The following is a 24840-nucleotide window of genomic DNA, read 5'->3' as shown; positions in this document are numbered from 1 at the left end:
CGGGCTGGCAGTTCACCGGCTGGGGCGCGCAGAACGACTATGTCGAGATCATCGGCTCTGGCCGCGACGAGACAATCACCGGCACCTCCCAATCCGACAGCATCAACGGCGGCGCGGGAAATGATACCCTGTTTGGCGGTGCAGGTGATGACAGCATGTCGGGCGGTGCGGGCAATGACACGCTGGATGCCGGTGCGGGCAACGATACGGCGGATTATTCTGGCGATACCCAGGGCGTTGTTGCGACCACAACATCCGCAACTGGCGCCGGGATCGGGACCGATACGCTGACCGGGTTTGTCAATCTGACTGGCGGCAGTGGAAACGACGTTCTGACCGGTGACAGCGGTGACAACACGCTGATCGGTAACGGCGGCGACGACACCATCGAAGGATCGGTCGGTCAGGACGTTATCTTTGGTGGTGATGGCAACGATGTGATCACAGATGGTGCGGGCATATCAAGCGGCACTGATACGATTAATGGCGGCGATGGCAACGACACAATTGAAAACAACGGTGGCCTAACCGGTGACGTGTTGGATGGCGGCGACGGCATAGACACGCTTGATCAGTCCGGTTCTATCGTTTTTGGGCCGATGGTCATCGATTTGCAGGCCGGGACGATCAATTTCCTCTCAGGTACGGCCATGTCGACGGCCGTGAATTTTGAAAACTATATCGGCGACAATCAGGCCGAAACAGTCGATGGCACGTCTGGATCGAACACTATCTTTGGCAATACCGGCGCAGATGTCATCAGCGGACTTGGTGGCGCAGATGAGCTTTATGGCGGTGATGATGCCGACACGATCAACGGCGACGCGGGCAATGACACCATTTTTGGCGGCCTGGGCATAGACGAGATTTTTGGCGGGATCGGGGACGATTCCATCAGCAGCGGCAATGGCGCCGACAGTGTCTTTGGTGGCGATGGCAACGACATTCTGGACAACCGCGTATCGACAGGAGCGTTTGGCGAGCAGCTTTATGGTGGTGATGACGACGATCTTGTCTACTTTAGCTCTGCCGGGTCGGAGACCGCCTATGGTGGCGCAGGCATCGATACGATCGACACCGCAGAGTTCAGCGGTGACTACCAATTGGACATGGTGACTGGCCTCACCAATTTTGCCGAGCGCGCGTTCGAATTTGAGAACGCCATATTGGGCGCCGGGGCTGACAGTGTCTCTGGCACCGATGGGGCCAATGTCATCGAAGGCAATGGCGGGACTGACACCCTGTTGGGTCTGGGAGGCCATGATAGCCTTTATGGCGGCACGAACGCGGATAGCCTGCGGGGCGGAAACGGATTTGACAGTCTGTTTGGTGGTGCCGGTGACGACATCCTGCGCGGTGATGGCGGCAATGATCTGCTGAATGGCGGGGCGGGCAATGATCTGATTGAATTTGGAGGCGGCATCGACACGACGGTCATGCTGAACACTGTTCTGGCCCAGGATACCGGTCATGGCGTGGACACTTTGCTGGGAATTGAGAACGTGACCACGTCGGGTGGCAACGACGAGATCACCGGCAGCAGTGCAGCGAACGAGCTGCGAGCGGGCGCAGGGGTTGATACCCTGTTCGGGCGCGCAGGCGATGACCTGCTGTACGGCGGCAGCGAGGATGATGTCCTTTACGGCGGAAGCGAGAATGACAGCCTGTACGGCGGGGGCGGCAATGATACGCTGCTCGGCGATACAGGTGATGACCTCTTTAACGGCGGATCGGGCATTGATCGCGCGGTCTATTCGGGCCTGACTGATGCAAATGTGCGGCTCAATACCGCGTCGGTGCAGGCCACCGGCCATGGCAATGACAAGCTTATCGGGATCGAAGAGCTAGAGACCGGGGGTGGCAATGACACCTTGGTTGGCAGTGGCGCTGACAATGTCTTTGTCACTGGCAACGGGGCGGACAGTATCTTTGGCCGCAATGGGAACGATACGATTTTTGCCGGTGCCGGCAACGACATCCTGCGCGGAGGGGTTGGTGAGGACACGCTTTATGGCGGTGACGGGAATGATAATCTGTTTGGTGCAAATGGCGCGGACTGGCTGAATGGCGGCACCGGCAATGATCTGCTGAACGCCGAGAATGGCACCGACATATTCGAGTTCGATCTGGCCTTTGGTGCTGACAGAATTGTCGGGTTTGAAGATGACGTCGACACGCTTCGGATTGACGACGCGCTTTGGGGCGGTGGCCTGACAGAGGCACAGGTGATCGCGACTTATGGCATGATCGTAAACGGTGCGACCACGCTGGACTTTGGTAATGGCAATACCATCCGCCTGATCGGCTTTACCGACACCAACGCGCTTATTGATGATCTGGTAATTTTCTGATCGGGCTATGTGTCCAGGTGCTGACCCGGTTTGAAGGGACGCGCACGGGCCAAGGTTCGTTCGCGACGTCGACATTGCAAAGATGGCGGATGGGGTACTACTAAAATCCCTCCGTCACCGCGTTCATGGCAGAGTGATCGTGTTGCTTTGCAAACAATTCCGCCCCCGATCCAGCATGTGAACCGGGGGCGGAATCTGTGGTTTCAAGACCCTTTAAGAGTTGGCTTATTCTGCTGGCTCGGCAGCCATCACACCAACATCAGGCGTAGTCTCGCTTTGTTCGAGGTCAACGCCTTTGACCCAACCAACCATGCGCCAGATGCACAGCATGGCGCCGATCACAATGAACAAGGCTGCAATGCCGCCCAGGTTCGACATCATCTTGATGCCGTCAATGCCCGCCGTTGCGGTCATGAACCAGGCGATTCCGCCAATCAGCACACCCCAGATCACTTTCAAAGGCAGGCTGGTTGGGCGCGTGTCATCGGCTGTACGCTCTTCACAGAGGGATGCGATGGCTTCGCAATTCGAATCCGAGGCTGTCACGAAAGAGATAAAGGACAGAACCACGAACACGATCACGAGGACGGGTGCAAAGGGCAGGAACTCGAACAGCGCATAAACAACGCTTTCCGCTCCGTTTTCATCCAGTGAAGCCTTCAAAGCGCCGCCACTTGCCGCGTCGGAATAGATGGCCAGACCGCCGAAGATTGTCATCCAGACGATCGCAAAGAGTGACGGAGCCAGCATGGTTGTCTGGATGAACTCGCGCACTGTGTAGCCACGGCCAAGACGACCAAGAAACAGCGCCGTAATCGGAGCCCAAGCCAGCCAGTTTGCCCAGTAGAAGTTGGACCACCACTGCGGCCACTTGTCTTCGGCCACAGCGCCGGTGAAGAGGCTGCGTTCCAGGAAGCTGGAGAAATAGACACCCAGCGCGTCGACAGCAGCTGACAAAAGCCAAATTGTCGGTCCACACAAGAAGGCAAAGGCTGCAAGGATGAAGAAGAACTTGGTGTTCAGGTCTGACAGGACCCGAATACCATTCATCAGGCCTGTTGCAGCCGAAGCGATAAAGGACCCGACGATCGCGATTGCGACAAAGGCCAACACGACGCCCGTGGTTTCAATGCCAAGGATTGACCCCAGACCACCCGCGACGGTGAGCAACCCGGTGCCAAGCGAGGCCGCCATACCGGCCACCAGCGCCCACAAGGCAAGTGCGTCGATGATCTGACCGCCGGTGCCTTCCGCGTGGCGCCCGAACATGACCGACAACATGCCACCCAACGAGTAGGATTTGCCTAGGTTGTAATAGGCCAGGGCAAAGGCAATCGCCGGAAGCGTGTAGATGGCATAAGGCGTGAAGGCCCAGTGCAGGTAGAGCGTGGACAGCGCAAAAAGCTTGGCCTCGGCTGAGTTCGGTTCGATCCCCGAAGACGCAGGCGGGCTATAGACGTGGAACATCGGCTCGGCAGAGGCCCAGAACAGGATGCCGATGGCAACGGTTGTGCACAGCGCAATCGCGAACCAGTTCCACCGAGACAGGATCGGTTCAGCATCTGCGCCGCCGATTTTGACAGCACCCAATTTCGAGAAATAGATGAACGCAATTGTGCAAACAAAGGCAAAGGTCGCAAGGCTGTAAAGCCATGACAGTTTATCCAGCGTCCAGCTATTGATTGCGGATGTGGTCGCCAAGAAGGCGTCCGGCGCGGCGAAACTGGAAATCACCGCCGCAAGCATCAAGAGAAATGGCCCCCAGAATACGATGGGCCTCACATTGGATAGCATTTTAGTCTCCTCCCTATCAGGTATTGTTTCTTCAACCGTCGAAGCTGTGCCAGACGGTTTTCAGGTCGGCATATTTGTCCAGCGCGTGAACAGATCTGTCGCGGCCAAAGCCCGATTGCTTGAAGCCGCCAAAGGGCGTCGACATGTTGGCGCGATCATAGGTGTTGATCCAGACAGTGCCCGCCCGCAGCCGGTTTGATATGCGGTTTGCGCGGCTCATGTCCTGCGTAAAGACCGCCGCCGCCAGCCCATAGGGCGTGTCATTGGCCATCTGCAGCGCTTCGGCTTCGGTGGCAAAAGGGATCATCGCGAGGACTGGTCCAAAGACTTCCTCTTGCGCAATCTCAGAGGCATTGTTGGTCAGGAAGATGCCGGGGGACATATAAGTGCCGCCGCTGTCTTCCATAATGCGCTGCGCGCCAAAAAGCCGTTTGTCGCCTGCCGCCTCTGCCCGTTCAACGTAGCCCAGAATGCGCTGCAACTGTTTTTCGTCGATCACGGCCCCCACTTGTGAGGCATCATCAAACGGGTGGCCTGTCGGGATGTCCTGCAAAACCTTTTCGATCTTGGCGGCAAGCGGTTCCACTTGGCTTTCATGGCACAACAGCCGGGTCGGCGCATGGCAGGTCTGGCCGGCGTGATAGGCAAAGCCCCAGGCCACAGCCTCGGCTGCTTTGTCCAGATCGGCATCCTCGAAGACGACGACCGGGGACTTTCCCCCCAACTCCAGCGCAACGCGCTTGATGTTGGAGTTGGCGGCGTTTTCCATCACCAGACGGCCCACGGGGGTCGAACCCGTGAAGGCGATCAGGTCCACATCCATATGCCGCGTCAGGGCATCACCCGCTTCGGCACCAAAGCCCGCAACCACGTTGAGAACACCGGCAGGCAGGCCCGCCTCATGGCCCAATTGGGCCAATCGGATCGCCGACAGGCTTGATTGCTCTGCGGGTTTGTGAACGACCGAATTGCCCATCGCCAAAGCAGGCCCCAACTTCCATGCGGTGACGATCAACGGATAATTCCACGGCGTGATCACCCCCACCACGCCCAAGGGCATCCGTCTGATGGTGGCCAGATCATTGGGACCCGTCGGTGCGACCTCGTCGTATTGCTTATCGGCAAGCTCTGCATACCAAGCGATGGTGTTGGCGGCGGAGGCCACATCGACTGACAGCGCCGCCTGGATCGGGCGACCCGTGTCGAGCGTTTCCAGCATCGCCAGTTCTGTTGCGTTTTCGCGGATCAGGGCGGCAAAGCGCAGCATCACGACCTTGCGTTCTGCGGGGTCCAGATCGGACCAGCTTCCCGCTGCAAAGGCGCGGCGGGCAGCCCTGACGGCGGCGTCGATGTCCTCTGCCGTGCCACGGGCAATCAGCGGCCCGGGGAGACCATCCATTGGCCTGTTGCGCTGATAAGTGGCACCGTTGACCGCGCCGCGGTGCGCGCCGTCAATAAAATGACGGCCTTCCACGACCATCTGGTCCAAACGCTCTTTGGTGGTGGGAATATCAAGCAACGGCATGGTCCTGCGGCGAATAGGCCAAGAGTGTCCCGGCGATGGTGTTCAGCACCTCGGGCGTGGTTTCAAACGTCGCGGCGTTGCGCATGGGCGCATTGGCCCCGGCTTGCATCTCGGCTGCGAGGGCATCCGCGCGTACACCTTTGAAGGCGTCGGGAAGCACGCGGACGATGCCAAGTGCGTCCATCAGGGCGGTGATGGCGCCTGGCAAGGCGGCGGGCGGCAGACCGAACGGTGCCGCCACACGGTCCAGTGCCTGGTTGGGTACTGCAACCACTTGCGGGAGCGTCGCTTCAAAGGCGAGGGCCGTGGCAAATCCGTGATGGATCGGCGCAAATCGGGCCATGGCATGGCTTGCGCAATGGGCAATGGCCGTGCCCGTATTTTCAATCGCGTGCCCGGCAAAAAACGACCCCAGCAAGAGGTCTTCGTGTGCCTTTGCGTCCCCCTCAATGGCCTTGGGCAATGCGGGCAGGATCAGTTCGATCGCGCGGATCGCCAGTGCGGTATTCACCGGATTGGCCCATTTGTTCGTGCCTGCCTCGAAAGCATGGATCAGCGCGTCCATCCCGCACCAAGCCTTGAGGGTGTTGGGCAAGGACTGCAGAAGGTTTGCGTCAAGAATGGCGAGTGCGGGCTTCAGTGCTGTACCGTAGGCCCATAGCTTTCCGCCATCTGCGCCCGCAAAGATCGCGGTGCCATTTGCCTCGGACCCTGTGCCGGCGGTTGTGGGGATCTGGATCAGGTCGCAGGTGGTGCGTGGCACCGGATTGGCACCAAGGGCATAATGCATGGGCCCGTGCCCCCCCGCGAGGCAGAGAGACGCCATCTTGGCGATATCAAGTGCCGAGCCGCCGCCCATGCCGATCACCAGTTCGGCCCCGGCAGCACGGCCCATTTGGACCGCTGCCTCAATATGTGCGGCCTTTGGCTCGCCGGCGAATTGGTCAAAGATCGTCGCCGGACCGGGCAGTGCTGCGCGCATCTGCCCAAACACCGGCTGGTCCGTCCAGAATGCGTCGGCCACAACCAAAGTGGCCTTGCCATCATTCAGCAGCCCGCATGTTGCTAGGCTGTCGATCAACTGCCCCGATCCCAAAGAGAAAGCAGGTTGTGGCGTCTGGTGAATCATGGGTGCCCCTAGGTCATTTTGAACCTGCGGCGACGCTAGACCCCATTATTTCTTATAACAATTGATAAATTCTTTGGCATTATACATACTCAAAGTTATGCAAGAGCCAGCTTTACGACATATTTCTTTGGATGCCCTGCGAGTCTTTTCGGCAGCGGCGCGGCATCGAAGCTTTACCCTTGCGGCCAAGGAGTTGTTTGTGACGCAAGTGGCCGTCAGCAAGCGGATCAAGGGGCTTGAGCAGCAGCTGGGATTTGAATTGTTCGTGCGATCTGGCCGCCGGATTGATCTGACCGAACGTGGCGCCCGGCTTGCCGCGCGGGTGGATACGGCCCTGAATTATCTGGCAACCGAGATTAATGCATTGCAGCCGGGAAGCACGACTGGAGAGGTTGCGATTTCCGCGGCTGCCTCGGTCTCTCAGTTGTGGTTGTCGCCACGCTTGCAAAAAATTTCGCACACGTTTCCGCACCTCAAAATTGTCCTGAACACCACAGACCGGATTTCAGATCTGGAAAACTCGCCCGACGCGCTGTCCATTCTTTATGCCGTTGAAGGGCATCCGGAATGGTCCACCACGCTGCTGTTTTCGGAGGAGCTGATCCCCATGGCGGCCCCGTCTTATCTGGCACAAGCAGGCATCACGGTGCCGGGCGAGGAACTGGCGGTTCAGGACCTGTCGACACTGGATTGCATTGACTACCGCAGGGCCAACGCGGCTTGGTTCACTTTGCGCATGTGGTTTCAGGCCTACTTGCCCGACCAGCCCGTCCCGGCCATCCGGATCACCGTGTCGAACTATGGCACAGCGGTTCTGGCGGCGCTGGAAGGCAACGGCGTCATTTTGGGCAGCCGACATATGCTGGCGGACTTTCTGGCGCGCGGGGATCTCGTGGAATTGACCACAACGGCGCATGTCACTGGCAACGGCTACTTTCTGGGGCGCCCCAGATCCCGTTCTATTTCCGAGGATGCGCTGACGCTTTGGAATGCGCTTGCACCCGCGTCGGTCGCCACAATCGTAGCGTAGGCTGAACGGCTGCCTCGCCCGACACGAACGCAAGGACCGTGTGATCAAGGGCCGACGGGCGATGACGGGTCTTTTGGGGCATGGACAAGGCGTGCCATCATGGTCCGCAAAGTCGCGGCTGACCTCGTCCAAGGGCATGCAGGATCTCTGATCGCCAACATCTGCTTTTCGAAAGTCAAAGATCGGCCCTACCGCCGCAACGGCCGTCGCAGGCCACACTTCCTTCGTGCAATGGGACCAATCCTTGGACTAACGTGAATCCGTAAGCGCGCAGTTGTCCTGCCGATCAGGCACAAGGACGCATATATTGCTAATCAATATGAAAGCTCTTGGCCATATGGTGATCAAGGCTGTCGCCTATACTTGAGTGTTGGTCCGGGGTTGGTTGTGCTGGAAGGAATGAACAACAAGTGACCTCTTCAGGTTTTGGATCATCGGACGAACGTTCGCTGTCGTTGGCAAAGGGTTCTGATGACCGCGATGCAAGGGTCGTGTCGCGTGCATGGTTGTTGAGGTGGCGAAACCCGACGCTGAGCCAATCCAAAGCCGAACTTGTTTATTCCCGTATCAAGACCTCGTCCGACACAGCAAATTCAGTGACGCTTGGGCATGCTGCGCGTGTGCTTGGATGGCACGATCGCTGGACTGGTAATTTTGCCAGGGCAAACACCTATTTTCTGGAAGCGGAACGTTTGCTCATCAGCGATGATGTCAGACTACAACGCATTGAGGCGATGGCCGGGCGGGCGGTGCTGCTTTATAGTCAGGGGCGCCAGGACAGTGCGTCGGACTTGATCCGGCAGGCTTTGGAAATGCTTGGATTTGATGGGTCTATCTCGACCCGGGTTGATCTGTTTCTCGTTCAGGCGACAATTCTGTCCTACTCGGGCGCGTTTGACGATGCTTTGGCACTTGTTGACGACGCGATCACTTTGGCCAGTGGCGGCAACCATTTGTCCGAACTGGCCCACGCATACCATATCCACGCGCGCATTCTGTTACGCAAGGGGGATGTCAATCCGGCTTGGGCCCCGGCCAGAAAGGCCGTGCGACTTGCCAGGAGGTCGCGCAACGCTGTGGTGTTGCCCTATACGCTGGAAGTCATGGCAGCCGTTAAATTGGAGATGGGCCGATTTGGCCGCTCTCACTGGTTGGCCAGTCAGGCGGCTGATCTGGGGCAATCGCTGAACGATCGGCGTGTGACTTGTCAGGCGTTGGTGATCATCGGAAAAGCGCTGCTATCTCAGGGTGACCAAGACGGCGCTTTGGAGGTTCAGCGGCGAGGACTGCGGATCGCAAAGGAAATCGCCTACCCGCTGTGGCAGCGTTGGTTTCAGCTTGAAATCGCGAGCATCATGGAGGCCCGCGGGGATTATCGCGCCGCCCTTCCTGCCTACAAGGCCTATGCCGAGCTTGATCAATCGCTGTTCCGCATGGAGACCGAAGCGCGCATGGCGGAGATGCGCGTGAAATTTGACGTGCAACGTGCTCAGGAATTGGCAGAGGTGGAACGCGCCCGCGGCGAAGAGCTTGAAAAAGCCCAACAGATTGCTGAAATCGCCGCGCGGTCCGATCAATTGACGGGGATCGCGAACCGCACCGGGTTGGAGGAGTACAAGAAACGTCTTGCCCAAGCGGATGCGGGTGTTCACTACGCCTATGTCGCGATTGACCTCAACAGATTTAAGCCAATCAACGACACGTTTGGCCATGCGGCCGGAGACTGCGTTTTGGCATTTGTCGCCAAACAGCTGCGTGAAGTGGTGCGCAAAGGGGATATCGTCGCCCGGACCGGGGGCGATGAATTTGCGCTTATTGTTCAAGGGATTGCGACACGGGAGCAGGCGAAGAACCTTGGGCAGCGGATTTTGACTGTCTTTGAACACCCCGCACGATTTGATGGACGCGCAATTGATATCTCAGGCAGCATCGGCATCGCGACCACGCAGGCCTTGGGCATGGATATGGACAAGCTGATGATGGCGGCTGATCAGGCGATGTTCACCGCAAAAGACGCGCGAAAATCTGCGTACCGGATTCATGACACGCTCAAGGCAGACGCGGCAACCGACCTGAACCGCATGAAAGAGATCCGTTTGGCGATCGCACATGGCGAAATTCAGCCCTGGTATCAGCCGCAGGTGGATCTGCGGTCTGGCGACTTCGTAGGCTTCGAGGCCCTCGCCCGATGGAGAAAACCAACCGGCGAGGTCATTATGCCCGGGGCGTTTCTTCCGCAACTTCAAAGCCACAGGCTGGGAAGTGAGTTTACCTATGCGATGCTGCGCCAGACCCTGCAGCAGATGGCGAGGTGGAAGGCGGCGGGGCATCAGGTGCCAAAGGTATCGGTCAATATTGTTGAAGAGGTATTGGCCTCTCGGGACGCGCGCGCAATCATTGAAGCGATCCTGGATGACTTCGCTGAATTTCGATCCATGCTGACGTTTGAGATCACCGAAGATGTTCTGTTCGACCGCGGTGCGACAGAAATCCGCGAGTCGATCCAGCGGCTGAGCCTTAGGGGCACGCGGTTCGCGATGGATGATTTCGGGACGGGCTTTGGGTCGTTCACGCGTCTGCATCAACTTCATATGGACGAGCTAAAGATTGATACGACGTTTGTCCACGGTATCGGCCACGACCGCGCCGCCGAGACCATTATCGAAGGCTTCATTTTCATCGCAAAAGGCCTGCGGCTGGAGGTGATTGCAGAAGGCATTGAGACGCCAGAGCAAGAGGCCTTCCTTCGGGCACGTGGATGCGATTTTGGACAAGGTTTCCTGTTTGGCAAAGCGATCCCACCGACAGAGGCGGTGGGATATCTGGTTTCAGAGCGCCCGACCCGAACTGGCGCGGTGTGACCCCCTCCCCCGCAAGATCATTAATGCGCGTTTTGGACTGTGTTTTGCCAGACAAGGCCCGCCTGAGGCGCGCAAGAACCGCAATGCGATTTACCGCCAATCGCCCAGCGCCAGTTGCCAAAGGGTCAGGGCCGCAACGGCGGCGGTGTCTGCGCGCAGGATGCGGGGCCCGAGGCTGATGGGGTGGGTGAAGGGCAAGTTGTGGAGTTGGGCGCGTTCGGCGGGGGAAAATCCGCCTTCGGGGCCAATCAGGATCGCCCAAGGGCCTTGCGTGCTTGGCAGGGTTGGCCTCACACCCACCTCCGCCTCATCACAGAACATGAGCTGCCGGTCGGCGGGCCAGTTGGACAATAGAGCGTCGAGTTTTTGAACCTCGGTGACGGGCGGCACAAAGGTGCCGCCTGATTGCTCTGCCGCTTCGACTGCGTGGGCGCGCAGTTTGTCCACGCGCGTCTTTTCGTTGGTGAAGTCGGTTTGCACAGGCATGATCTGCCGCGCGCCCATTTCCACCGCCTTTTCAACGATGAAATCGGTGCGGGCCTTCTTGATGGGCGCGAAAAGCAGCCACAGATCAGGCGGCAGCAAGAGCGGTTTGGTCTGGGACTGGCAGAGCAGGATGCCGCCGCGCTTGTTGCCCTCGACCACCTCTGCGTCCCATTCGCCGTCGCGGCTGTTGATGAGCGACAGAACACTGCCAACGGGTAGCCGCATCACGGCAAACAGGTAGTTCGCCTGTTCGCGCGACAACGGAACCGATTGCCCTGACCCCAACGGGTGATCTACAAAAAGCCGAACCTTGGATGCCATGGGCGCAACATATGACCGAGCCTTCACCAACGCCAGACGGGATTGTGGCCGATAGCGCGGGCAATTGGGTGGACACGCTGGCGCCGCGGCACACACGCCCGTTTCTGCGATTAAGCCGGGCGGACAGGCCGATTGGCACCTGGCTGCTTTATGTGCCCTGCCTGTGGGGGCTGGCGTTGGCGATTTTGGCCACCGGGCGGTATGGGGTGCATGATCTGTGGACCGTGGCGGGCTGCGGGATTGGTGCCTTTTTGATGCGCGGCGCGGGCTGTACATGGAACGACATCACCGATCGCAAGATTGACGCATCTGTTGCCCGCACCCGGTCGCGGCCGATTCCGGCGGGCCAAGTCACGGTCTGGGGGGCGGTGATCTGGATGGTGGCGCAGGCGGTGCTGGCGTTTTTCATCCTTCTGACATTTTACCCCACGGCGATCTGGCTGGGCATCCTGGCCCTGGCGCCGGTTGCGATTTACCCCTTTGCCAAGCGGTTCACGTGGTGGCCGCAGGTGTTTCTGGGGCTGGCGTTCAACTGGGGCGCGCTGCTGGCCTGGGCCGCGCATACCGATAAGCTGAGCTGGGCGGCGTTTGCGCTTTATGTCTCGGGCATCGCGTGGACGTTGTTTTATGACACGATCTATGCCCATCAGGACGCCGAAGATGACGCGCTGATCGGGGTGAAATCAACTGCGCGGCTTTTTGGTGATGCATCCAAAGTCTGGTTGCGCGGCTTTCTGGTCGCAACGTTGCTACTGATGGGGGTTGCCGTGGTGCTGGCGTGTCAGGACCGGTCCATCCTGAGCCTTGTGGTCGCGTTGGGCGGCCCTTGGGCGTTGGCCTGGCACCTGACATGGCAATTGGCACGGTTCAATCCCGATGACAGTGACGGGTTGCTCAAGATCTTCCGATCCAACCGGAATGCGGGCCTGTTACCCCTGCCGTTTTTTGCCATCGCCCTTTTCGTGTGATTGAACCATTGCGCGTCAGCCCCTATTGAAGGGCACGCGGTCAACCCACCTGGAGATTCATGCGGCTCTCTTCACTCTTCCTGCGCATCGGCGTCTTTATCCTTGCGGCCTTCGTCTCTGTTCTGGCGGCGCGAGCGGCAGTGGGCGTGGTCGAGGACCGGTCTGTCGTGGCCGTTCAAGAGGACTTGCTGGACAAGGGGCACGAATGGGCCTCTGTCATCGGGGACGGACTGCAAGTGATCATCGAGGGCGAAGCACCAAGCGAGGCCTCCCGGTTCCGGGCGATCTCTGCTGCCGGACGGATCGTGGACGCCAGCCGTGTCATTGACGTGATGAGCGTGGCGGACAGTGCGGGCATCGCCCCGCCAGAGTTCGCGATTGAAATCTTGCGCAACGACAGTGGAATTTCCTTGATCGGGTTGATCCCCGCGGACACCAACCGCGAAGAATTGACCAATCGGATTACAAGGCTGGCAGGCAATCAGCCGGTCACTGATCTGCTGGAGATGGCCGATTACGCGGTGCCTGACACATGGCGCCCTGCGTTAAATTACGCATTGCGGGCGCTGTCAGAATTGGAGCGTAGCAAGATCTCTGTCACGGCAACGCGGGTGTCGGTGAATGCGATTGCCGACAGCGCCGAAGAAAAGAGCCGGATGGAAACCAGTCTGGCGCGCAACCGACCCGACGGCATTGCGATGGCCGTGGCAATTACCGCGCCGCGCCCTGTCATTTCGCCCTACACCACGCGGTTCGTGATGGAAGATGGCACATCCCGTTTTGTCGCCTGCACAGTTGACAGCGCCGAGGCCGAGCGGCGCATTCTGACGGCGGCCACTGCGGCGGGGTTCACCGGCAAGGCCAATTGCGTCAACGCCCTTGGGGTGCCGTCACGCACCTGGGGCGACGCCGTGGCGCTGTCGATTGGTGCTGTGGCGACCTTGGGCGGCGGCACGGTGACCCTGTCGGACACGGACGTCACGCTCGAGGCCGCATTGGGCACCGATCAGGCGCTGTTTGATCGTACTGTGGGCGAGTTGGAAAACGCTTTGCCAGAGGTCTTTGCACTGGATGCGACCCTGCCCAAACCACAGGACGCCAGCGCCGAAGGGCCGCCCCAGTTCACCGCCACGCTGTCGCCGGAAGGGGCCGTGCAATTGCGCGGGCGAGTGCCTGATGATCTGGTCAACACCACGGCCGAGAACTTTGCCAAGGCCAAGTTCGGGCAGCGCAATGTCACAATGGGGACCCGCGTTGTTGACGGATTGCCCGCGGGCTGGACCGTGCGTGTGCTGGCGGGGATCGATGCCTTGTCAGAGCTGTCCAACGGGGCTGTCGTCGTAGAACCTGATCTGGTCAGCATTACGGGCAACACCGGAAACGCCAATGCCGATACCGAGATCACCAGCCTGCTGATCGACAAACTGGGCCAGAATGCCAAGGTTGAACTTGACGTCACCTATGTCGAAACGCTGGACCCGATTGCCGCCCTGCCCACGCCAGAGGAATGTGTGGCCCGGATCGGCGTGGTGACAGAGGCCCGCAAGATCCTGTTTGATCCCGGTTCCGCCTCGATCACCGCAGACACGCAGCCGGTTGTCGATGACATTGCCGAAATCCTGCAAAAGTGTCCTGATCTAAAGATTCAGATCGCGGGTTACACCGACAGTCAGGGCCGTGAAGAGATGAACCAGCAATTGTCCCAGCAGCGCGCAGAATCAGTGCTGGCCGCGTTGCGCGTGCGCCGCGTGCCGGTCGCCAGCTTTGAGGCCGTGGGTTTCGGAGAGGCGGACCCGATTGCGGACAATGAAACCGAAGCGGGCCGAGAGGCGAACCGGCGCATCGAATTCAGTCTGATCGTGCCAGAGCCTATCCCCGAAGAAACAACTGCATTAGAAGAGCTTGAAGCCGAAGCTGCACCGAGCGAATGACCAACAGGACGACGACGTGAATCGCACAGAATTTATCATCGCTACGGCCATCATCCTGTTTGTGGCTTTTATGCTGGGCTGGTTTGCAAGCTGGCTGGTCAACCGTTTCACCCGCGTCACCAAGGCCGAGGTCGGCGAATTGGACAAGATGGCACAGGCGCTGCACGAGGCCGAAGAGACTCGCGATCAGGCGATCACCTATTTGCAGCAGCGCGAGGCCGAGATCACCAACCAGTTGGCCCAGACCGAGGCGGAATTGCGCGCGGCGATGGACGGTCTGCGGGATGCCCGCCGCGAGGCGGAAGAATTGCGCGCCTATGTTGAGCGACAAAACGCCGGTTAGCGCTGAATTCGCCAAAAAGTTGTACGGGTCCTATAGGTGTCTTAACGGTTTGCCGCCATACAGCCGTTACCAGATTGAAAACGGGGCATTTCATGACGAACGATCCCTATGCGGAACACCCCGGACTTCGGGGTAAGATCATTGATCCGCTTAGCAGCTACTTTCGCGTCAATGACTTGCGAGAGGTCATGCTGGCAAACCCCGAAACGGCCCCGTTTTGGCATTTGCTACACACGCCAGAGGAGCGGCGCGCGTCTCGGAATGCCACGCTGGCTGGGCATGAGGGTGATTTGTGGGTCTTTGCCTATGGGTCGCTGATGTGGAACCCTGCATTGCGTTTTGACAAGGTGCTGCGCGCCCATGCCCCCGGTCACGCCCGCGCCTTTATTCTGCGCGACATCTATGGCGGGCGTGGGACACAGGACGCGCCCGGACTGATGGCGGCACTGGATGTCGGACAGGGCTGCGACGGTTTGGTGTTCCGTGTGCCAGAGGCGATCATCGCCGAAGAAACGGATGTCTTGTGGGCGCGCGAATTTGTCGGCCCCGGCTATGTGCCGCAACTGATCGAGACAGAGACGACATGGGGCACGATCCCGGCACTTACGTTTCTGGCCGACCACAGCTCTGTCATCATGGCGCCTGATGTAACGCGTGCGGAACAAATCCGTTACGTTGCAACGGGTGAAGGGTTCATGGGCAGCTCTCTCGATTATCTGCGCGGCATAAAAGAGCAGTTTGATGTGCTTGGTATCGTTGACCCCAACGTCGATGACCTGCTGAGTGAGGCGCTGCAGTATTGCGAAGAACGGGTCTCTGCCGGATAAGCCGCACGCCTTTCGTTTCGGTTTGTGGTGGCATGGCGATTTCAGGCGGCCTTGCAAAAAATCGCCACGGGATTTGCGGCGGCGCGATTTGGCAGTGCAACCGTCAGGCAAGTCGGCGATCAGCTGCTGCGGTGGTGGACACGCATGATGACGCTCAATGACACCAGTTTCACAAGGGTCGCGACGCACCAGCGCGGGCAGTCGCTGCGACTTTCACGCGATGTCGGGCGCAAGCCGAGTGTTAGGCGCGGTGGTAGAGGACGCGACCAATAATGTTGAGCAGCAGTTGCGCGGCCAGGATCGCCGTACCGCCGGTTTGGTCGTAGTCGGGGGCGACCTCGACCAGGTCGATCCCCACAATGCGCTGGCGTTTGGCGACGGCGGCGATCAGTTCCAACACCTCGTAATACAGGAACCCGCCGTGGCTGGGGGTGCCGGTACCGGGCGCGATAGAAGGGTCAAAGCCGTCGATGTCGATGGTCAGGTAGATGTCAGCCCCTGCGGGGATGCGGGCCAGCAGCGCATCGGTTCCCAGCGCGCGGCACTGGCGCACGGACAGGATGTCGGACCCCATCGCTCGGGCATCGGCGTAGCCTGACTTGGCCGTTGAGGACACGTTGCGGATACCGAATTGCGACAGACCAGTGACGTGGTCCTGTTCTGCGGCCCGGCGCATTGGGTTGCCGTGCCCAAAGCGCACGCCGTGGCGTTCATCAACAAAGTCCAGATGCGCGTCGATTTGCAGGATGTGGATCGGGCCGCGTTCAGCAAAGGCGCGCACGCATGGGATATTGACCGAGTGATCCCCGCCCAGCACCACCGGCAGCGCGCCGGCATCGAGGATCGCACGCACACCGGCTTCGATATTGGCGTGACTGCGGTTGGTGTCGGTGTGCACGATGTCGGCGTCACCTATGTCCACGATCCGGGTGCCTTCGCCCAGATAGGTCACATCGTCTTCGTGATCGTATGCGCCCGCATGGCCAAAGGCGAAAAGCGTCGATGCCTCACGGATCGCGCGCGGACCAAAGCGCGCGCCGGGTCGCCACTGGGTGCCAAAGTCGAAGGGCGCGCCAAGGACGGCCACATCGGCGTCGATTGCCGACCAATCGGCAAGGTAGTCGTATTTGCCAAAAGTCGAAATCCCCACGAATGGCAGGTTCAAACGGCCGCTGTCGTAGTCATGGGGCATGGCTGTGTCCTTTAGAGGTAAAGAAATCCGCGCATGCTTTGATCAGCATCAAAGGAAAAGTCACTGCCGTAGCTTAGCGCAGCATTGGCCGCGCCGGGCCGCCAGAGGCCGGGAATGTAAAGTTGCTGCATCCGCCGGGCAGGATTGTCGTTTTGATGCGGCATGTTGACGACACCAAGGCCGTCGCCGGTGTCGATATGCACTGAATTGCCCAATCCGCGATAGGCCAGCAACGCGCGTTTCACCGTCACCCGCACGAGGCGCGTCATATCGGACCATTCGGGCGGGATCAGCGCCAATTGCCGCATAGCCGCACCTGCGGGAATGTTGTGCTGGTTTCCAAAGGACAGCAGCTTTTGAAACTCGCGCTGGTCCACCCACCAGCACCCGGCCATCAACGCAGGCACTGCAGCACCGCCGCCGCCAAACCGAAAAAGCACGGTGCCCTTGGCCAATTCAGCACGCCTTGGGTTCAGAATGCCACCCGTTTGGGCATGGAACAGCGGCTTGCCGTCCAGATCGGTAAAGGCGCGGTCAGGGTTTGGGTCGACGCCGCGTGCGCGCATCAGGCTTTGCGGGTCGTTGAAATCGTTTTGATTAATGAAGGACATCGTGCCGCCTTTTTGAAATGTTCGGACCCAAGGCCCCCAGGGAACAGTAAGGGACCGGAGGGCGCGGGGCTCAAGCAATTTCTTTTTTACGCAGAGGGTTTCAGGCGCGCGGCGCGGCGGCGCGGCGCAGGCGGTCGTTGATCGCAGCCCCCAGCCCGTGGTCCGGGATCGGTGAGACGGCGATCAATGTGGCCTGCATCGCGTCAAGCCTGTGCAACATCTCAAAAAGGTTTGCGGCCGCCTCTGTCACGTCACCGGCGGGGGACAGGTTCAAGGCGGCATCGACCGGGCCAAAGCCCAGCAGCACCTCGTCCGGGTTCGGCGCGGTGACGTTCAGGCGGACCACCCCGCGCGGCGCGTAGTGCGAGGCGAGTTGCCCCGGAGCCGTCGGGCTGGTGGGTGTCGTGTCGACAGCAAGCGGTACACCTAGGCAAGCGGTCAGCGCCTCTGCCGGGATGCCACCAGCGCGCAAGAGCGTGGGCGGCTGGGTTGCAAGGATCGTGGATTCAAGCCCCACGCCGCAGGCCCCTCCGTCCACGACCGCAGCAACCCGGTCGCCCAAACCGGCCAGCACATGGTTGGCGCTTGTTGGGCTGACCCGGCCCGAGGGGTTGGCAGAGGGTGCTGCCACAGGTGCGCCAAAAGCCGCGAGCAGACCCTGCCCCACCGGATGGTCAGGCACACGGACTGCAAGTGTCGGCAGGCCAGCCGTGACGAGTTTGGATATCCCCGCATCCGGGCGCAGGGGCAGCACAAGTGTCAGTGCGCCGGGCCAGAAAGCCGCGGCGAGCCGTTCGGCGGCATCGTCAAACACGACATAGCGGCGCGCGGTCTTCAGATCGGGCAGGTGCACGATGAGCGGGTTAAAGCTGGGGCGACCCTTGGCGGCGTAGATCGCGGCCACGGCGGCGTCATTGCGAGCATCCGCGCCAAGGCCGTAAACCGTCTCGGTCGGGAAGGCGACGAGCTGACCGGCGGTTAGCAACTCTGCGGCTTGCGCAAGGCCTGCGGCATCCGGGGCAAGACGAAGGGCGGCGGCGGTCATGACGTGGCGTTTCGGTTGATGGGCGGCACCGGGCGGTTACCCTGCACCAAAGATTTCAATTGCATAGCCGCGGCCCGACGAATTGCCAAGCCGCGCATCAGACCAAGGACGATCCATGCCCTATCGCGCGCCTGTAGCTGATTTCCGTTTTCTGCTGGACCATGTCACCGGCTTTCCCGCTGTCGCAGAGACCGACACATTTACCGAAGCCACACCGGATATGGTGGATGCGATCCTGACCGAGGCGGGCAAGATGTGCGAAGAGGTACTGGCCCCGCTGAACCGCGCGGGCGATCTGCATCCGGCGGTGTTGGAGAACGGTGTCGTGCGAACGTCGCCGGGGTTTGGCGATGGTTATCGTGCCATTGCCGAAGGCGGCTGGATCGGGATGAGCGCCAGCCCCGAAGTTGGCGGCATGGGGCTGCCGATGACGTTGACCACGGCAGTGAACGAAATGATGTCGAGCGCGTGCCTTGCACTGCAGTTGAACCCGCTGATGACCCAGGGCCAGATCGAGGCGCTTGAGAATCACGCCGACGACGCCATCAAGGCGCTTTACATTCCCAAGCTGATTTCTGGCGAATGGCACGGCACGATGAACCTGACAGAGCCGCAAGCAGGGTCTGATGTAGGCGCGTTGCGGTCCAAGGCGGAACCGAACGGTGATGGGTCGTTCAAGATCAGTGGTCAGAAGATCTATATCAGCTGGGCCGACAATGATTTCACCGAAAACACCTGTCATCTGGTGCTGGCGCGGCTTCCCGAAGGGGGACCGGGGACCAAAGGCATCAGCCTGTTTATGGTGCCCAAGTTCATCCCCGATGCAGAGGGCAATCCGGGTGCGCGCAACAGCCTGCGGGTGGTCAGTCTGGAACACAAGTTGGGCCTGCATGGGTCACCCACGGCGGTGATGGATTATGACAACGCCACCGGCTGGCTGGTGGGGCCTGAACACGGCGGAATGGCTGCGATGTTCACCATGATGAACAACGCACGCCTGGGTGTTGGCGTGCAGGGTGTGGGTGCCGCAGAGGGCGCGTATCAACACGCGTTGAGCTATGCGCAAGAGCGCAAGCAGGGTCGCGCGAGCGGCAGTGGTGCGATCATCGAACATGCGGACGTGCGCCGGATGCTGGCCGAGATGAAGGCTGACATCTATGCCGCGCGCGCAATTGCGCTGATGAATGCGGTGGCCATTGATATGGCCGCAGCCACGGGCGATGAAGCCTGGACCGCGCGGGCGGCCTTGCTGACGCCGATCTGCAAGGCCTTTGGCACCGATACCGGGATCGCGGTCGCCAACGCGGGCGTGCAAGTACATGGCGGTATGGGTTTTGTCGAGGAAACCGGTGCCGCGCAGTTCAGCCGCGATGTACGGGTGACGGCGATTTACGAGGGCACCAACGGCATTCAGGCGATGGACCTTGTCGCGCGCAAGATGATGGATGGTGGCGAAGCTGCTTTCCGTCTGATCGAAGATATCGAACAGGGCGCAGAGATCGCCAAGGCCGCCCTGCCCGATCTGGCCGAAGCGGTCTGGGGTGCGGCGGAATCACTGCGCGAGACCACCGAATGGCTGGTTGAACAGGACATGACGGACCGCTTTGCCGGTGCGGTGCCATATCTGCGCGCCTTTGCGCGGGTGCTGGGGGCGCATGTGCATCTGACCTCTGCCATTGCGGGTGATGAGGCACGAAGGCGCCTGGCGACGTTTTATATCAATCGGCAATTGCCGGAATTCGCAGGCCTTCTGGCGCAGGTGCGCGAAGGCGCGGATGATGTCATGGCCATCACTCCCGAAGATCTTGTGGCATAAAGCAAATTTTCGACGAAGATTTGGGGGCGAAGAATTTTCGTCGAAAATTCTTGGTGCCTGAGGCAAGGTCCGACCATGATCAAAACTCCGTATCAAGACATCCCCGCAGAGGGTGCTGCAATTGAAGTGGCCCCCGGTGTACTGTGGTTGCGCCTGCCGCTGCCGATGGCACTGGATCACGTGAATATTTACGCCTTTGACGAGGGCGAAAGCTGGACCATCATCGACACTGGCTTTTCCACCAAACGCACCAAGGCGATCTGGGACAAACTGCTAGCGGGGCCTTTGCAGGGTAAGCCCATCAGCCGGGTCATTGTCACGCATTATCACCCCGATCACATCGGGTTGGCAGGCTGGTTCATGGCGCAGGGGGCGGAGCTGGTGACCACGCGCACATCTTATTTATGGGCGCGGATGCTGGTGCTGGATGAACAGGCACTGCCGTCGCCCGAGGCGCTGGCCTTTTATACCCGTGCGGGTATGGACCCGGACATGCGGGCCAAGCGCGCGACCGAGCGGCCGTTCAACTTTGCCGATTGTGTTGACCCGATCCCGCAGGGCTATACCCGCATCAAGGATGGTGATCGGATCCGTTTTGGCGGGCGGACATGGGACATACGCTGTGGCGACGGCCATGCGCCCGAGCACGCCACATTCTGGAGCCGCGATGACAATCTGGTGGTGGGCGGCGACCAGTTGCTGCTGTCGATCAGTGCCAATATCGGTGTCTATCCGACCGAGCCGGACGCCGACCCTTTGGGCGAATGGCTGGCATCCTGTGAAGCGTTCAAGGCCCATGCCACGGACGATCAACTCATCCTTGCCGGGCACAAGGCGCCCTATACCGGTTTGCCGCTGCGGTTGATCCAGATGATCGAAAACCACGAAAGCGCGTTAACCCGGCTTCTGGAGCATCTGGACAGGCCCCGCAGCGCCGGAGAGTGTTTTGTCCCGCTGTTCAAGCGCGAGATTGACGGTGGTGCCTATGGTCTGGCGCTGGTCGAGGCTGTGGCGCACCTGAACCACCTGCATCAGACCGGTCGGGTCACGCGTACAACAGGCGTAGACGGGGCGTATTTGTTTCAGGCTGTAGCGGGCAATTAACCCTTTTGGGCTAGACCGCCCGCATGACATTTCAACTCTATCTGGGTGATGGCCGCCACCGACCGTCAACGACCCTGCGGATGAGCCAGATTCTGGCCCCGCTCAGCCATGCACTGGATATGACAGAAGGCCAGCCACCCGGCCATTGTGTGCGCTGCTGCTATGTTGGTACCCGTTTGGGCCAGCAGCTGGGCATGGCGGGTGAGGCGCTTTCGGACCTCTACTACACCCTGCTGCTGAAGGATTTGGGGTGTTCGTCCAACGCGGCGCGGATTTGTGCGCTGTATCTTACCGACGACATCAGTTTCAAACGCGATTTCAAGACGATTGACGGGTCGCTGTCGTCCGCACTGCGGTTCGTCTTTTCCAAGACCGGGTTGGAATCGGGCCTGTCAGAGCGATTTCGGGCCATCGTCCACATTATGCAGAACGGCGGCGACATCAGCCGCGAACTGATCGACACGCGCTGCCAGCGCGGGGCCGAGATTGCCGCAAAGATGCGGTTTTCCAAGGCGGTACAGGCGGGGATCATGGCGCTTGATGAACATTGGGACGGTGGCGGCAAGCCAGAGGGTTTGGCGGGAACTGCGATCCCTCGGGCGGGTAACATCGCGTTGCTGGCGCAGGTGCTGGACGTCTTTCACCGCGGCGACGGGCGCGATGCGGCGATGACAGAGGTGCGGCGACGGTCGGGCACCTGGTTTGATCCCGACCTGGTCAGCGCGATGGAAAGGCTGGCGCGGGATGCGGGGTTCTGGGCCGATCTGAACGATCCACATATCGCCGACATCGTATTTCAGTTGCCACCAGCCGAAAACGAAACGCCCGTGACAGAGGGGTTTCTGGATGACGTCGCCACCGCGTTTTCAGACGTTGTTGACGCCAAGAGCCCTTATACGGCGGACCATTCGGGGCGCGTGACGCTTTATACCGATATGATCGCGGAAGAAATGGGGCTTAGCACGCGGCACCGCCGGTGGCTGCGGCGGGGGGCCTTGTTGCATGATCTGGGCAAGCTAGGGGTCAGCAATCAGGTTTTGGACAAACCCGCCAAGCTGGACGATGCGGAGTGGACGATGATCCGGCATCACCCGACCAATGGCGCGCGTGTGCTCAGCCAGATTGACGCTTATGCCGATATCGCCCCGATTGCCCATGGTCACCACGAAAAGCTGGGCGGGGGTGGCTATCCGCTGGGTCTGGGTGGCGAAGAGATCAGCCTAGAGGTGCGGATGGTCACGATCGCAGATGTGTTTGATGCGCTGTCTGCTGAACGCCCCTATCGCGGACCAATCCCGATTGCGGATGTTTTTGAAATGATGCGCAAGGAGGTGGGCAGCGCCTTTGACGGCGCATGTCTGGACGCGTTGGAATGCGGCATGGCGCGGTTCAGCCAGACCCGGCATTAGGCCGCGAGTGGCACCATCTGGCAGGCCGCACGGTCCAACCTGCACAGAGTGTCGGTTGGGATCATTGTCCAGCGATCTGCCGTGGAACACAGCGGTTCAGAGGCCATTGCGCGGCCCCCGCTATCAAGAGCGCCTGACAGATACAGTGTAGGTGCCGCCCCGGACGAGGCATGGCGAAAGCCAAAGAGTCGGTCGCCATCCGTCATGCAGCATGTCAGCTTGACCGGCGCGTCGACCTGCGGCCCGATCTGAGCCAATGTCGCGGCAAGTGCGGCCTGAGGGTCATCATCCAGCCCGTTGGCAAGCAGGGTCAGAAAGATCACCTCGCTGTCCGTGGTGCCTTGGCGCGCGGCATAGAGGTCATCAGGAAGGGCCTGTTCCATGCGACGGCGGATCTGTGCGAAATGCGGGATTTGGCCGTTGTGGCAGAATGACCAGCGCCCGTGGGTGAAAGGGTGGCAGTTCACACGGCTGGTTTCGCCGACGGTTGAGGCGCGGACATGCGCCAGAAACAGCGGGCTTTGCACCATGCGGCAGAGGTGCGCCAGGTTGCTATCGGCCCACGCAGGCAGCACATCGCGAAAGAGACCAGGTGCGGTCCCGTCGCCGTACCACGCAAGCCCAAAGCCATCACCGTTCACTGCGATCTTGGCCTCGGTCGCGTGTTGGCTTTGTTCCAGCAGCGAATGCTGCGGGGCGGTCACGATGTTTTCCAGCGGGATGGCCGGGCCGATATAGCCTGCAATGCGACACATCCTAGTGCCGGTTGCTGATACGTGCGTGCAACCGCTGCAGGATGCGGCTTGCGGTTGTTTCACAAAGCGCCGGGATAAAGGCGTGGACCAATGCAGCCCCTGCCGCTACGGCCAGCCAGAAGCTGAACCCAAAGGCAAACCGCATGTGACCAAAATAGGTCTCGTTTACCGAAGCGGGGTGATCCATAAATACACGCGCAAAAAGGCCCCTGTTGGTGGTGGTGTGAGTGGTGGCTTCGGACATCTGAACGCTCCTTGTTCCGGCATTGATGAGAAAGTATCGCATGCCGGGTGTCGGCGGGTCCCAAATAACGTTGTGCATTCGCTAACTGTTGGGATACCATCCCAAGTATGACCGATAAGATCGACGAAATTGATCGCCGTATTTTGAAATTGCTTCAGATCGACACCACATTGAGTGTGGATGAGATCAGTGAAAGGGTAGCACTTTCGCGCAATGCCTGCTGGCGGCGGATCAAGCAGATGGAAAAAGCGGGCGTTATTCGCGCGCGGGTGGCATTGGTTGATCCCGGTGCCGCGGGATGTCCCCTTACAGCGATGGTGTTGATTCGCACGAATGCCCATGAAACCGGCTGGATCGAGACGTTTCAGAACGTGTTGCGTCAAATGCCAGAAGTTGTTGGCGCGTACCGGATGACCGGTGATCTGGACTATGTGCTGCGGGTCAGGGTTGCGGATGTGCCGGCCTATGATGCGTTTTACAAACGGCTGACCTCACGGATTTCTGTATCGGATATCTCGGCCAGTTTCGTTATGGAAGAGATCAAGGAAACAACAGCGGTACCTCTATGACCAACCCGATGAACACAATCGACACCAGCGCAGAGATTGTCGAAAACGCAGCGATACCTGCCACGCAAGAGGTACATTGCGGTGGGCCGGTGCAGACACCGCTGTCGCTGCCGCCAGCGTTGAAGGAATCACCCAGCGGCAAGAGCCCCGCGCAATGGGCCTATGAGCGGCTGATCAACTATATCCGCAACTTCGAAGAGGGGCTGGATGCCGATCACGAGGTGGGCATGGGCCTTGTCGGAGGTGAAGGCGGGATGATTACCATTCAGGGCTTGGGCTATTTTGACCCAGATCTGATTACCTTTTACGGGCGCACCGATCGCGGTGCGCGCACGCAATTGGTGCAGCATGTCAGCCAGTTAAACGTCATGCTGGTGGCCGCCCCCAAGCCTGCCGATCATGCAGAGCCGAACCGGATCGGTTTCCAGTTGGCCAAAGCGCTTGAACGCGGCGGCGATGCGACCGCCTGACCCCGTGACAGGCCGCGCGTTATCGTCTAGACGATGCGCAACATCTGATTTGAGGACAT

Annotated in this window: 21 protein-coding genes; 12 read left to right on the top strand and 9 right to left on the bottom strand. The window is 59.9% G+C overall.

Annotation, left to right across the window (positions count from 1 at the left end):
- Window positions 1-2351 (top strand): beta strand repeat-containing protein (locus tag AB3Y40_RS17900; protein ID WP_369440237.1); only part of this gene is annotated, 2351 nt, incomplete at its 5' end.
- Window positions 2352-2576: 225 nt separating this feature from the next.
- On the opposite strand, the gene AB3Y40_RS17895 is transcribed toward AB3Y40_RS17900, so the two are convergent.
- Genes AB3Y40_RS17895 through AB3Y40_RS17885 form a run of 3 tightly spaced genes read right to left on the bottom strand, consistent with a single transcriptional unit; the run spans window position 2577 to window position 6799 of the window.
- Window positions 2577-4145 (bottom strand): BCCT family transporter, encoded by a 1569-nt coding sequence (locus tag AB3Y40_RS17895; protein ID WP_369440236.1) that lies wholly within the window; start codon window positions 4143-4145, stop codon window positions 2577-2579.
- A 31-nt stretch (window positions 4146-4176) separates the two neighbouring features.
- Complete coding sequence (locus tag AB3Y40_RS17890) at window positions 4177-5670, bottom strand: aldehyde dehydrogenase family protein (protein WP_369440235.1); 1494 nt, start codon at window positions 5668-5670, stop codon at window positions 4177-4179.
- Window positions 5657-6799 (bottom strand): iron-containing alcohol dehydrogenase, encoded by a 1143-nt coding sequence (locus AB3Y40_RS17885; RefSeq protein ID WP_369440234.1) that lies wholly within the window; start codon window positions 6797-6799, stop codon window positions 5657-5659. The genes AB3Y40_RS17890 and AB3Y40_RS17885 overlap by 14 nt, the downstream gene beginning before the upstream one ends.
- A 97-nt stretch (window positions 6800-6896) precedes the next feature.
- Here AB3Y40_RS17885 and AB3Y40_RS17880 point away from each other — a divergent pair, with 97 nt between their 5' ends.
- Window positions 6897-7829 (top strand): LysR substrate-binding domain-containing protein, encoded by a 933-nt coding sequence (locus AB3Y40_RS17880; protein WP_369440233.1) that lies wholly within the window; start codon window positions 6897-6899, stop codon window positions 7827-7829.
- Window positions 7830-8320: 491 nt separating this feature from the next.
- Window positions 8321-10690, top strand: a complete 2370-nt coding sequence (locus AB3Y40_RS17875) for a putative bifunctional diguanylate cyclase/phosphodiesterase (RefSeq protein WP_369440232.1) — start codon at window positions 8321-8323, stop codon at window positions 10688-10690.
- A gap of 90 nt (window positions 10691-10780) precedes the next feature.
- Here AB3Y40_RS17875 and AB3Y40_RS17870 read toward each other — a convergent pair whose 3' ends face one another.
- A complete protein-coding gene (locus AB3Y40_RS17870) occupies window positions 10781-11497 on the bottom strand; it encodes a 16S rRNA (uracil(1498)-N(3))-methyltransferase (RefSeq protein ID WP_369440231.1) in 717 nt (238 codons plus the stop codon).
- 11 nt (window positions 11498-11508) lie between these two features.
- On the opposite strand from AB3Y40_RS17870, the gene ubiA reads away from it, so the two are divergent.
- The 4 genes from ubiA to AB3Y40_RS17850 all read left to right on the top strand — a co-directional run bounded on the left by ubiA (window position 11509) and on the right by AB3Y40_RS17850 (window position 15566).
- Window positions 11509-12465, top strand: coding sequence for a 4-hydroxybenzoate octaprenyltransferase (gene ubiA / locus AB3Y40_RS17865; protein ID WP_369440230.1), 957 nt, complete (start codon window positions 11509-11511; stop codon window positions 12463-12465).
- Between the two features lie 59 nt (window positions 12466-12524).
- The gene (locus AB3Y40_RS17860) at window positions 12525-14396 is read left to right on the top strand and encodes an OmpA family protein (protein WP_369440229.1); all 1872 of its coding nucleotides are present in this window, start codon (window positions 12525-12527) and stop codon (window positions 14394-14396) included.
- A gap of 16 nt (window positions 14397-14412) precedes the next feature.
- Window positions 14413-14739: a hypothetical protein gene (locus AB3Y40_RS17855; RefSeq protein WP_369440228.1), complete on the top strand. Its 327-nt coding sequence runs from the start codon at window positions 14413-14415 to the stop codon at window positions 14737-14739.
- A gap of 92 nt (window positions 14740-14831) precedes the next feature.
- Entirely contained in the window at window positions 14832-15566 is a 735-nt protein-coding gene (locus tag AB3Y40_RS17850) for a gamma-glutamylcyclotransferase (RefSeq protein WP_369440227.1), read from the top strand.
- Between the two features lie 241 nt (window positions 15567-15807).
- Here the strand turns inward: AB3Y40_RS17850 and speB are convergent, their stop codons facing one another.
- The 3 genes from speB to AB3Y40_RS17835 form a co-directional block, all read right to left on the bottom strand.
- Entirely contained in the window at window positions 15808-16758 is a 951-nt protein-coding gene (speB, locus tag AB3Y40_RS17845) for an agmatinase (protein WP_369440226.1), read from the bottom strand.
- A gap of 11 nt (window positions 16759-16769) precedes the next feature.
- Window positions 16770-17369, bottom strand: coding sequence for a hypothetical protein (locus AB3Y40_RS17840; RefSeq protein ID WP_369440225.1), 600 nt, complete (start codon window positions 17367-17369; stop codon window positions 16770-16772).
- Window positions 17370-17469: 100 nt separating this feature from the next.
- Window positions 17470-18414, bottom strand: coding sequence for an L-threonylcarbamoyladenylate synthase (locus tag AB3Y40_RS17835; RefSeq protein ID WP_369440224.1), 945 nt, complete (start codon window positions 18412-18414; stop codon window positions 17470-17472).
- 115 nt (window positions 18415-18529) lie between these two features.
- On the opposite strand from AB3Y40_RS17835, the gene AB3Y40_RS17830 reads away from it, so the two are divergent.
- The 3 genes from AB3Y40_RS17830 to AB3Y40_RS17820 all read left to right on the top strand — a co-directional run bounded on the left by AB3Y40_RS17830 (window position 18530) and on the right by AB3Y40_RS17820 (window position 22743).
- The gene (locus tag AB3Y40_RS17830; protein WP_369440223.1) at window positions 18530-20230 is read left to right on the top strand and encodes an acyl-CoA dehydrogenase; all 1701 of its coding nucleotides are present in this window, start codon (window positions 18530-18532) and stop codon (window positions 20228-20230) included.
- 75 nt (window positions 20231-20305) lie between these two features.
- The gene (locus AB3Y40_RS17825) at window positions 20306-21334 is read left to right on the top strand and encodes an MBL fold metallo-hydrolase (RefSeq protein WP_369440222.1); all 1029 of its coding nucleotides are present in this window, start codon (window positions 20306-20308) and stop codon (window positions 21332-21334) included.
- A gap of 23 nt (window positions 21335-21357) precedes the next feature.
- Entirely contained in the window at window positions 21358-22743 is a 1386-nt protein-coding gene (locus AB3Y40_RS17820) for an HD-GYP domain-containing protein (protein WP_369440221.1), read from the top strand.
- On the opposite strand, the gene AB3Y40_RS17815 is transcribed toward AB3Y40_RS17820, so the two are convergent.
- Together AB3Y40_RS17815 and AB3Y40_RS17810 are read right to left on the bottom strand one after the other, a co-directional pair.
- Window positions 22740-23498: a class II glutamine amidotransferase gene (locus tag AB3Y40_RS17815; RefSeq protein ID WP_369440220.1), complete on the bottom strand. Its 759-nt coding sequence runs from the start codon at window positions 23496-23498 to the stop codon at window positions 22740-22742. The two genes, AB3Y40_RS17820 and AB3Y40_RS17815, sit on opposite strands and share 4 nt — an antisense overlap.
- 1 nt (window position 23499) lies before the next feature.
- Window positions 23500-23742 carry a DUF6356 family protein gene (locus tag AB3Y40_RS17810; RefSeq protein WP_369440219.1) on the bottom strand — a complete coding sequence of 81 codons (243 nt, stop codon included), beginning with the start codon at window positions 23740-23742 and terminating at the stop codon, window positions 23500-23502.
- Between the two features lie 107 nt (window positions 23743-23849).
- Between AB3Y40_RS17810 and AB3Y40_RS17805 the strand changes: the two genes are divergently transcribed.
- Together AB3Y40_RS17805 and AB3Y40_RS17800 are read left to right on the top strand one after the other, a co-directional pair.
- On the top strand, window positions 23850-24311 hold the full coding sequence (locus tag AB3Y40_RS17805) for an Lrp/AsnC family transcriptional regulator (protein ID WP_369440218.1): 462 nt from the start codon (window positions 23850-23852) through the stop codon (window positions 24309-24311).
- Entirely contained in the window at window positions 24308-24781 is a 474-nt protein-coding gene (locus tag AB3Y40_RS17800) for a DUF6173 family protein (RefSeq protein WP_369440217.1), read from the top strand. The genes AB3Y40_RS17805 and AB3Y40_RS17800 overlap by 4 nt, the downstream gene beginning before the upstream one ends.
- Window positions 24782-24840 lie beyond the last annotated feature (59 nt).

The organism is Yoonia sp. R2331 (genome assembly GCF_041103235.1).
Taxonomy (GTDB): domain Bacteria; phylum Pseudomonadota; class Alphaproteobacteria; order Rhodobacterales; family Rhodobacteraceae; genus CANMYO01.
This window is presented reverse-complemented; position numbering and strand designations above follow the sequence as displayed.